7 protein-coding genes and 1 pseudogene are annotated in these 9960 nt (G+C 67.4%); 4 read left to right on the top strand and 4 right to left on the bottom strand.

Annotated elements, in window-relative coordinates:
• A partial coding sequence (locus tag WAX14_RS12050) for a M23 family metallopeptidase (RefSeq protein WP_422628294.1) occupies positions 1-692 on the top strand: 692 nt, incomplete at its 5' end.
• A 49-nt stretch (positions 693-741) separates the two neighbouring features.
• On the opposite strand, the gene pcrA is transcribed toward WAX14_RS12050, so the two are convergent.
• On the bottom strand, positions 742-3165 hold the full coding sequence (gene pcrA / locus WAX14_RS12055) for a DNA helicase PcrA (protein ID WP_422628295.1): 2424 nt from the start codon (positions 3163-3165) through the stop codon (positions 742-744).
• A gap of 264 nt (positions 3166-3429) precedes the next feature.
• Here pcrA and WAX14_RS12060 point away from each other — a divergent pair, with 264 nt between their 5' ends.
• Positions 3430-3729 (top strand): chorismate mutase, encoded by a 300-nt coding sequence (locus WAX14_RS12060; RefSeq protein WP_422628296.1) that lies wholly within the window; start codon positions 3430-3432, stop codon positions 3727-3729.
• Between the two features lie 52 nt (positions 3730-3781).
• Here the strand turns inward: WAX14_RS12060 and WAX14_RS12065 are convergent, their stop codons facing one another.
• Entirely contained in the window at positions 3782-5233 is a 1452-nt protein-coding gene (locus WAX14_RS12065; protein ID WP_422628297.1) for an NAD-dependent succinate-semialdehyde dehydrogenase, read from the bottom strand.
• 79 nt (positions 5234-5312) lie between these two features.
• Between WAX14_RS12065 and pgi the strand changes: the two genes are divergently transcribed.
• Positions 5313-6953, top strand: a complete 1641-nt coding sequence (gene pgi, locus WAX14_RS12070; protein WP_422628298.1) for a glucose-6-phosphate isomerase — start codon at positions 5313-5315, stop codon at positions 6951-6953.
• Positions 6954-7054: 101 nt separating this feature from the next.
• Here the strand turns inward: pgi and WAX14_RS12075 are convergent, their stop codons facing one another.
• Entirely contained in the window at positions 7055-7846 is a 792-nt protein-coding gene (locus WAX14_RS12075) for an FAD:protein FMN transferase (RefSeq protein ID WP_422628299.1), read from the bottom strand.
• Between the two features lie 57 nt (positions 7847-7903).
• Positions 7904-9532, bottom strand: coding sequence for an acyl-CoA dehydrogenase family protein (locus WAX14_RS12080; RefSeq protein ID WP_422628300.1), 1629 nt, complete (start codon positions 9530-9532; stop codon positions 7904-7906).
• A gap of 154 nt (positions 9533-9686) precedes the next feature.
• Here WAX14_RS12080 and WAX14_RS12085 point away from each other — a divergent pair.
• Positions 9687-9960, top strand: a pseudogene (locus WAX14_RS12085) (hypothetical protein); the annotation flags it as partial.

Below are 9960 nucleotides of genomic sequence, written 5' to 3' on the forward strand. Positions count from 1 at the left end.
GCGCGGTTGTCGCCGCGGGCCAGGCCGCGACGAGCGGACCCGGGCAGGCTTCCGAGCATTCCGAGGTCGCCCTCGCGGCAAACGAGTCGGATTCGAACGTCATCACCGCCACCGCGGTACCGCAGGCATCCCAGTTCGCCGCGACCGCGTCGAGTGGTGCGGCACCGTCGTCGGCGCCGCAGGTCCTCAACATCGCGGACCCGAACGATCTGTCCCAGTTCTCGAATCTGCTCGCGAAGGGTCAGCGGTTCAGCGACGAGCGTGCCGCCCGTGAGGCCGCCGCTCGGCGCCCGCTGTTCGCACTGCCCGCGATCGGTGCCTACACCTCGAATTTCGGTGCTCGCTGGGGCACCCTGCATGCCGGCGTGGACATCGCAGGTCCGATCGGCACCCCGATCCTCGCGGTCGCCGACGGTGTCGTCATCGATTCGGGTCCGGCGTCCGGCTTCGGCATGTGGATTCGGCTGCAGCACGCCGACGGCACCGTCACCGTCTACGGACACATCGACCAGTCCATGGTGACGGTGGGTCAGCAGGTCATGGCGGGCGATCAGATCGCCACGATGGGCAACCGCGGCTTCTCGACCGGCCCGCACCTGCACTTCGAGGTGCATCTGGGCGGCACCGACAAGATCGATCCGGTTCCGTGGCTCGCGACCCGCGGCATCAGCCTCGGCACCACGCGGGACTGACGCTCCCCGACGCCGGGCCCCGCCGAACGGAGCCCGGCCTCCCCCTCGTCTAGAGCTTGATCATCGGCACACCGCCGACGAGCATCAGCCGCACCTTGCCCGCACTTCCGAAGTCGATGACGACCGTCGCGGTCGGTCCGGACCCCTTCGTCTCGAGCACCGTCCCGAGCCCGTACTTGTCGTGGCTGACCCGGTCTCCGACTGCGAGCACGAGTTGATTGTTGCGGGCGCGGGCACTGCCGAAGCCGGATCCCGTTCCCGAACCGCCACCGAATCCGGACACACCACCGTATCCGGACCCACCACCGTATCCGCGGGAATGTCCCGACCCGATGGAATGTCCGCCCGAACGGGAGGGTTCCTCCCGCTTCCACTCGATGAGGTCTTGCGGAATCTCTTGCAGGAAACGCGATTCAGGGTTCGACAGCGGCTGCCCCCAGGACGATCGCAAGACGGCGCGACTGAGATAGAGCCTGCGCCGGGCGCGGGTGATCCCGACATACGCCAGGCGACGTTCCTCGGCGAGTTCGGCCGGGTCGCCGAGCGCACGCATGTGCGGGAACTGGCCGTCTTCCCACCCGGTGACGAACACCACCGGAAACTCCAACCCCTTGGCGGTGTGCAGGGTCATCAAGGTCACGACACCGTCATCGTTCTCGGGAATCTGGTCCGCATCGGCGACGAGCGAGACCTTCTCGAGGAACGCGGGTAGCGACCCGGGTTCGGGATCGCCTTCCTCGCGCTCATCGTCGTCGAACCCAGCGGCGTTGCGCGCATCTGAGCTGAATTCCCTTGCTACACTGACTAGTTCATTGAGGTTGTCAAGTCGGGCGCCGTCTTGCGGGTCGTCGCTCGCGGCAAGCTCCGCACGGTAGCCGGTCCGTTCGAGGACCGCCTCGACCACGTCGCCGAGATCGACGAGTTCGTTTCCGTCCGAGTCGGTTTCGGTGAGCAGCGCGCGGAGCCCGCCGAGGGTGTCGGCGAACGCGACAATTGCCTTCTGCGAACGCGTATTCAGCAACGGCACCGTACCTGCGGCCGCATCGGCGAGGGCCTTGCCGAAACTGATTCCGAGCCGTTCGGCGTGCACGGCGACGCACGCTTCGGCACGGTCGCCGATGCCGCGGCGCGGGGTGTTGAGAATGCGGCGCAGACTCACCGTGTCGTCGGGGTTGGCGAGCACCTTCAGGTACGCGACCAGATCGCGAACCTCCTTGCGCTCGTAGAAGCGCACACCCCCGACAACCTTGTAGGGCACCCCGTGACGAATGAAGATGTCCTCGAGCGCACGGGAGGAATTGTTGGTCCGGTAGAAGACGGCGACGTCGGCGAACCGGATCTCCCCGGCCGAGGTGAGCCGGTCGATCTCCGCGGCGACGAACTGCGCCTCGTCGTGCTCGTTGTCGGCGACATACCCGACGATGAGGTCGCCCTCGCCCGAATCGGTCCACAACCGCTTCTCGCGCCTGCCCGCGTTGCGGGAGATCACCGAGTTGGCCGCGGACAGAATGTTCTGCGTCGAACGGTAGTTCTGCTCGAGCAGGATCGTCCGGGCATCCGGGTAGTCACGTTCGAATTCTTCGATGTTGCGGATCGTCGCGCCGCGGAATGCGTAGATCGACTGGTCCGCGTCGCCGACGACGCACAGTTCGCTCGGCGGTACCGGACTCTCGTCCCCTGCCTCGCCGACCAGGGCGCGCACCAGCACGTACTGGGCATGGTTGGTGTCCTGATACTCGTCGACGAGCACATGCCGGAACCTGCGCCGGTAGTACTCGGCGACCTGCGGATGGGCCTGCAGGAGCGCGACCGTCTCGCCGATGAGGTCGTCGAAATCGAAGGCGTTCGCCGACCGCAGTCGCTGCTGATAGGTGGCATACACGGTCGCGACGATGCGCGGTAGGTCGGCGGGGTCGCTCTCGGCATTCGCGGCGGCCTCGTGCGGACCGACCAGTTCGTTCTTCAGGTTCGAGATCTGCGTGGCGAGGAGCCTGGCCGAGTACTTCTTGGTATCGAGGTCGAGGTCCTTGGCGATCATGGTGAGCAGGCGCCGCGAGTCGTCGGCGTCGTAGATCGTGAAGTTCGAGTTCATGCCGGACAACAGGGCCGACTGCGCTCGCAGGATCCGCACACAACTCGAATGGAAGGTCGAGACCCACATGCTGTTGGCGCGCGGACCGACCAGGTGTGCGACGCGTTCGCGCATTTCTGCGGCCGCCTTGTTGGTGAACGTGATCGCCAGGATCTGGCCGGGTGCGACCCCACGTTCGGCCAGCAGGTACGCGATTCTCCGGGTGAGCACCGCCGTCTTGCCCGAACCGGCACCGGCGACGATGAGGAGTGGGCCACCGTCGTGCGTGACCGCGTCCCGCTGCGGCGGGTTCAGCCCCGCGAGCAGTACGTCGGGGGAATCCGCACCGACGTGTCGAGGCGAATCGGAGTCGGGGTGGCCGAAAGCAACAGGACTGTTCATCGTCGTACCAAACTACCGGCGGCCACCGACATCCGTGTAGACACCCGATCCGGACCTTCCGGTCAGGCTAACCTTACTTGGCTAGCCGATTCGTCGGGTGGCAGACTGGTTTCCATGTCATGTGACCGCTGTCGACCGGTTGGACGGATAGTCCGGCCGGTGTCGGATTCACAGCACCGACGCCTGACCGCACGGTCTTGATCGACTTCGGCGGTAACGCCCACCGCCACGGAAGCGATCCCAGTTCTGACGCGAGGAGATGACATGAGCACCAACATCGACGCTGCCGCATCCGATTCTGCCGCCGACGCGCCCGCAAGCGAGGCGGAGATCGACGACCTCCGCAAGGAGATCGACCGACTCGACGCCGAGATCCTCGCCGCGGTCAAGCGCCGCACCGAGGTGTCGCGCATCATCGGCCGCACCCGGATGGCGTCCGGCGGTACCCGATTGGTGCACAGCCGCGAGATGAAGGTGCTCGAGCGGTTCAGCGACCTCGGCCAGGAGGGTCACACCCTCGCGATGCTGCTGCTCCGCCTGGGCCGCGGCCGACTCGGCCAGTAGCACTTGCCGGGAATCCGGATTCCGGATACCCGGCCCCCGCCGCAGGCGATCGTTATTCGAAGGCGATGTACTTCGTTTCGAGGTACTCTTCGATCCCTTCGCTGCCGCCTTCCCGCCCGATCCCGGACGCCTTGATCCCGCCGAACGGCGCGGCCACGTCGGAGATCACCCCCCGATTGACGCCGACCATGCCGGATTCGATGGCCTCGGACACTCGCAGGGCGCGATCGAGGCTGCGCGTGTACATGTAGGCGGCCAGGCCGTATTCGGTGGCGTTGGCCGCCGCGATCGCTTCGTCCTCGGTGTCGAAGCCGGCGATCGCCGCGACCGGGCCGAAGACCTCTTCGGTCATGATCCGTGCGGACGGCGGGACGTCGTCGAGGACGGTCGCCGGGTAGAACCAGCCCGGCCCATCCGGTGCCGTGCCGCCGAGCCGCAGTTTCGCGCCGGTCGCAACCGCATCGTCGACGAGCGTGTGGACGGTGTCCTTCTGGTCTGCGTCGATGAGGGGACCGAGCGTCGTGTCCGGAACGGTGCCCGGTCCGAGCCGATACTCGGCCATCTTCTCGGTGAGTTTGACGACGAACTGTTCGCGGACCGAATTCGCGACGTGAAACCGGTTCGCGGCCGTGCACGCCTCGCCGCCGTTGCGGAGTTTCGCCGCGAGCGCACCGTCGACGGCGGCGTCGAGATCGGCGTCGTCGAACACCAGGAACGGTGCGTTGCCGCCGAGTTCCATCGACGTGCGGAGCATCGCGTGACCCGCCTTCGCGGCCAGTGCCCGGCCGACGCTCGTCGACCCGGTGAAGGTGAGTTTGCGCAGTCGCGGATCGTCGATCAGCGGCCCGGTCACCGCACCCGCGTGGGAGGTCGGCAGTACCGAGAGCACCCCCTTCGGCACGCCCACCTCCTCGAGGACGCGGGCGAGCAGCAGCATCGTCAGCGGGGTCGCCGATGCCGGTTTGACGAGCATCGTGCACCCGGCGGCGAGCGCAGGACCGATCTTGCGGGTTCCCATCGCGAGCGGGAAATTCCACGGGGTGATCGCCAGGCACGGACCGACGGGTTGCTTCGTGACGACGATGCGCCCGGTGCCGGAACCCGACCGGCTGTAGCGGCCGGCGATGCGCACTGCCTCCTCGGAGAACCACCGGAAGAACTCGGCGCCGTAGCGGACCTCGGCGCGGCTTTCCGGCAGCGCCTTGCCCATCTCGAGGGTCATGAGCAGTGCGAAGTCGTCGGCGCGTGCGGTGACCGCCTCGAAGGCCGCGCGCAGCAGCTCACCGCGTTCGCGGGGCGCGGTGGCCGCCCAATCCGCTGCCGCAGCGACGGCCGCGTCGAGTGCGCGGGCCGCGTCGGCAGGGCTCGCGTCGGCGACGTCGGCGATGACGTCCCCGGTGGCGGGATCGTGAACGGGGAAGGTCGCGTCGTTCTCGGCGGCAGCCCAGTCACCTCCGAGAAACAGGTCGGTGGGCACGGAGCGCAGAATCTCTGGGGTGTCCATGTCCCCCATCATGCGCCGCTGACGTGATCTCCGTTTCCGACCGACGGGTAACCTGCGTCGCGCACTAGTCTCTGCAGGCATGGACAACGTGACCCGCACCGCCCCGTGGCAACAGCTCGCCGAGCACCGTGCGGACGTCGAGTCGCTGCACCTGCGCGAGTTGTTCGCGGCGGAATCTTCTCGCGCCGAGTCGTTCACGCTGACAGCGGCCGACCTGTACATCGACTACAGCAAACACCTGATCACCGGTCGCACCCGCGAACTACTGTTGGATCTGGCCCGAACGTGTGGGGTCGAGGCGCACCGCGACCGCATGTTCGCAGGCGACCACATCAACAATTCGGAGAACCGGGCGGTGCTGCACACGGCACTGCGCCTTCCTCGCGAGGCGACGCTGACCGTCGACGGGCAGAACGTCGTCGCGGACGTGCATGCGGTGCTCGACAAGATGGGAGATTTCACCGACCGGGTCCGCGACGGCCGGTGGCGCGGCGCAACCGGTGAACGCATCACGACGGTCGTCAACATCGGTATCGGCGGGTCGGATCTGGGGCCGGTGATGGTGTACCGGTCGTTGCGGCACTATGTCGACGCCGGTGTCGAGGCCCGGTTCGTGTCCAACATCGATCCGGCCGATCTGACGAAGAATCTGCGGGGTCTGGACCCCGCCCGGACACTGTTCATTGTTGCGTCCAAGACCTTCTCGACGCTCGAGACCCTGAGCAATGCGACGGCGGCCCGCCGCTGGCTGGTCGCGGCACTCGGCGAGGATGCGGTCGCGAAGCATTTCGTCGCGGTGTCCACCCACGAGGGCCGGGTCGCCGAGTTCGGGATCGACCCGGAGAACATGTTCGGGTTCTGGGACTGGGTCGGCGGCCGGTATTCGGTGGGGTCGGCGATCGGATTGTCGGTGATGGCCGCGATCGGCAGGGAGCGGTTCGCGGAGTTGCTCGCCGGATTCCATGCAATGGACACGCATTTCGCGACCGCGCCACTCGAATCCAATGCGCCGGTGCTGCTGGGTCTGCTCGGTGTCTGGTACACCAGTTTCCTCGGGGCGCAGTCCCGCACGGTGCTCCCCTACAGCAACGATCTGGTGCGGTTCCCCGCCTATCTGCAGCAGTTGACGATGGAGTCGAACGGTAAGTCGGTGCGCGCGGACGGCAGCGCGGTGACGTATCCGACCGGGGAGATCTTCTGGGGCGAGCCGGGGACCAACGGGCAGCACGCGTTCTATCAGTTGCTGCACCAGGGTACGCATCTGATCCCTGCCGACTTCATCGGCTTCGTCCGGCCGCTCGACGATCTGCCGACGATCGACGGCAGCGGCTCGATGCACGACGTGCTCATGTCGAACTTCTTCGCGCAGTCGACAGTGCTGGCGTTCGGCAAGTCCGCGGACCAGATCCGCGCCGAGGGCACCGACGAGGCGCTGGTACCGCACAAGGTGATGCCTGGCAATCGGCCGTCGACGACGATTCTGGCGCCGGTGCTGACGCCGTCCACACTGGGCCAACTCATTGCGCTGTACGAGCACGAGGTGTTCGTACAGGGTGTGATCTGGGGTATCGATTCGTTCGACCAGTGGGGGGTGGAGTTGGGGAAGGTGCAGGCGCTCGCCCTGGAACCCGCGCTGACCGACCCGGGTGAGCCGGCGTCACTGGGCGATTCGTCGACGGACGCGCTGATCCGTGAGTACCGACGGTTGCGCAGGAGCTGACCTGCCGGTCGACGCGGTGATTGCGAATCCGCGCACTCTGCAGGAGGAGCGGATTCCGAATCGGTGGGCGAGTCGCCGGCTGACATCCTGGACTGCGTCCGTCAGGCAGCGCGGGGATGCGACCACGCGGCGGTGGTGTGGATGTGGCCGTTCTCATCGATCAGGCGGGCCGCCAGCCCGTACTGTTCGAGCCAGCGCATCGCCCCGATACCGCGGCGCAGGGCGGTCGCGCAGGCCGCGTCGGCCCACACCGCGTCCGCGGCGATGACGGTGACTTCGTCCCACACCGACCTCGCGGCGTCTCCGCTGCTGCGAGTCGACATCGCCGCGCCGGCCGGAACTTCGACACTCCCACCTCCGGGCAGGTCGATCTGCCAGCCCCCTGCAGGACAGTGACCGGCGGTGGTCATGGTCTCGCCCATCCGCACCAGGACACCGCATTCGAGATTGTGTGCCACCTCGAACGCGGCCCGGTCGACGGTGTCGGCTTTCGCGGTTTCGCTGATATCCAGGCTCACACCCCACGGCGCCAGCACGGTCTCGCCGTCGAGTTGCACGTCGAGATAGGTGGGAATCGGATGGATCGGCGACGTGGCGTTCTCGTCCAGGTCGGTGTCGTCCGCCGACAGGGGATCGACGGCGCCGTCGGTCATCCGGGCCGCCCACAGCGCCGAACGCAACAGCACCGACAGACGGGGGCTGACCTGCACCGGGATACCTTGGGCGAGATTGACGGCGTGGATCTCGGCGTCGCCGTGCCGCAGGTCGCAGACCGCCTCGGACTCGGCGAGGATCGCCCGGACCGCCCGCTCCGCGTCGTGCAGCGCGTCGCATTCGGTCACGGCGAGCGTGACGCGCTCCCCCCACCCCCGCCATCTGCTGAATCTGATCATGACGGGCTCCACGCGCGTTCGACGATCGAGTGACGACAATCTCCAGTATGCGCCCGGTCAGACCCTGTCGAGAATCCCCGCCGTGTCGACCCCGGTGGGCAGGGTGCCCAGCGTGATCCCCCGATCGTGGTCGAGGCGGCTCGCACAGAACGCGTCGGCGACGGCCGGCGACCCGTGCCGCACCAACTGTGCGCCCTGCAGGACCAGCGCCATCAGTTCGACGACGCGGCGGGCCCGGTACTCGATGTTCTCGAGGTCGGCGAGTTCCTTACCGACGTGGGAGATGGCGTCGTCGAGCCTGTGATCGGCGCCCTCGGCGAGCCTGATCTCGGCGAAGAATGCCTCGACGGTGTCGGGTTGCTTGATCATCGCGCGCAACGCGTCGAGCGCGGCGACGTTCCCGGAACCCTCCCAGATCGACATGAGCGGCGACTCGCGGAACAGCCGTGGCATACCCGAATCCTCCGCGTAGCCGTTGCCACCGAAGCATTCGAGGGCTTCGGCGGCGTGCGCGGGTGCCCGCTTGCACACCCAGTATTTGGTGACGGCGAGCGCGATGCGCCGCAGTGCCGCTTCCTGCGGGTCGGCGGTGGCACGGTCGGTGGCACCGGCCAACCGCATCATCATCGTGGTGGCCGCCTCGGATTCGACGACGAGATCAGCGAGTACGTTGCGCATGAGCGGCTGATTGATCAGCAACGCGCCGAACGCTTTTCGGTGCCGGGCGTGATGCACCGCGCGCAGTGTCGCCATGCGAATCCCCATCGAGGATCCGATGACGCAGTCGAGCCGGGTCATGTTGACCATCTCGATGATGGTCGCGACACCGCGACCTTCCGGTCCGACGAGCCAGCCGGTCGCACCCTGGTATTCGATTTCCGACGACGCGTTGGACTTGTTGCCCAGCTTGTCCTTGAGCCGCTGGATGTGAATGCGGTTGCGGGCGCCGCCCGGCAACACCCGCGGAAGCAGGAAACAACTCGGGCCGTGCTCGGTCTGCGCGAGCGTCAGGAACAGGTCCGACATCGGCGCCGACGTGAACCACTTGTGTCCGACGATCGTGTAACTGCCGTCGGTGTTCCCGGTCGCGGTCGTGGTGTTGGCGCGCACATCGGAGCCGCCCTGCTTCTCCGTCATCGACATGCCCGCGATCAGTCCGCGCTTCGCACTCGGTTCGCGCAGGCCGAAATCGTAGTGGGGTGCGGCGAGCAGCGGTTCGTAGCGGTCGGCGAGTTCACGGTTGTGCCGGAGCGCGGGGATCGCCGCGTAGGTCATCGAGATCGGACACATGTGCCCGGCGTCGGACTGCCCCCACACATAGAACTTCGCGGCGCGGGCGGTGTGCGCGCCCGGCCGTGGGTCGCGCCAGGGTGCGGCGTGCAGGCCGTGTTCGACGGCGACGGTCATCAGATCGTGCCAGTGCGGATGGAACTCGACCTCGTCGATGCGGTTGCCGTACCGGTCGTGGGTGTGCAGAACCGGCGGGTACTCGTTCGCGAGGCGACCCCATTCCTGGGCGCGGGCGCCCCCCGCGAGCACCCCGAGGGCACGTACCTCTTCCTCCGCCCACCCGGCCCCTTCACGCCGCAATCCCTCGAGCAGCGCGGCGTCGTCGGCGACGTCGTAGGGCACGAGGTCCGGGACCTGATTGAACACCTCGTGGGTGGACGGGAAGGTCGCGTTCATCGGGATGCTCCCAGCGTTCGGAGGGCGATTGCGATGAGGTCGCGGCAACGCCGGTAGCGGCGCCCCCTATTGGCCGCCGTGGCATTGGACCTCCATCGCATTGGACCTCCATTCGCCGCAGTCGTCAACGGCGGCCGGCGCTACGGTCGATGATGTGAACCGGCTCAGCGTGGTGGACGAAATCTTCCTGCATCGGCACCGGGGGCTGGGTCTGCCGGTGGTCATGCAGGGTCTGTGGCGCAGCGACGACCGCGTCGACCTGCCCTTGCTGATCTCCCTGCACGACGCCCTCGCGCTCGGCCCACTCGGCCGCCGCGTCGTGCGCCCCCGCGTACCCGGCGCGCGCCCCCGATTCGAACCGAGCCGCGAGTGCCTGCCACTGCACTACCCGTCGGACCCGATCCCCGCCGACGGCATCGCGGCGTGGG

Source organism: Rhodococcus sp. (in: high G+C Gram-positive bacteria) (assembly GCF_049299235.1).
GTDB lineage: Bacteria > Actinomycetota > Actinomycetes > Mycobacteriales > Mycobacteriaceae > Rhodococcus.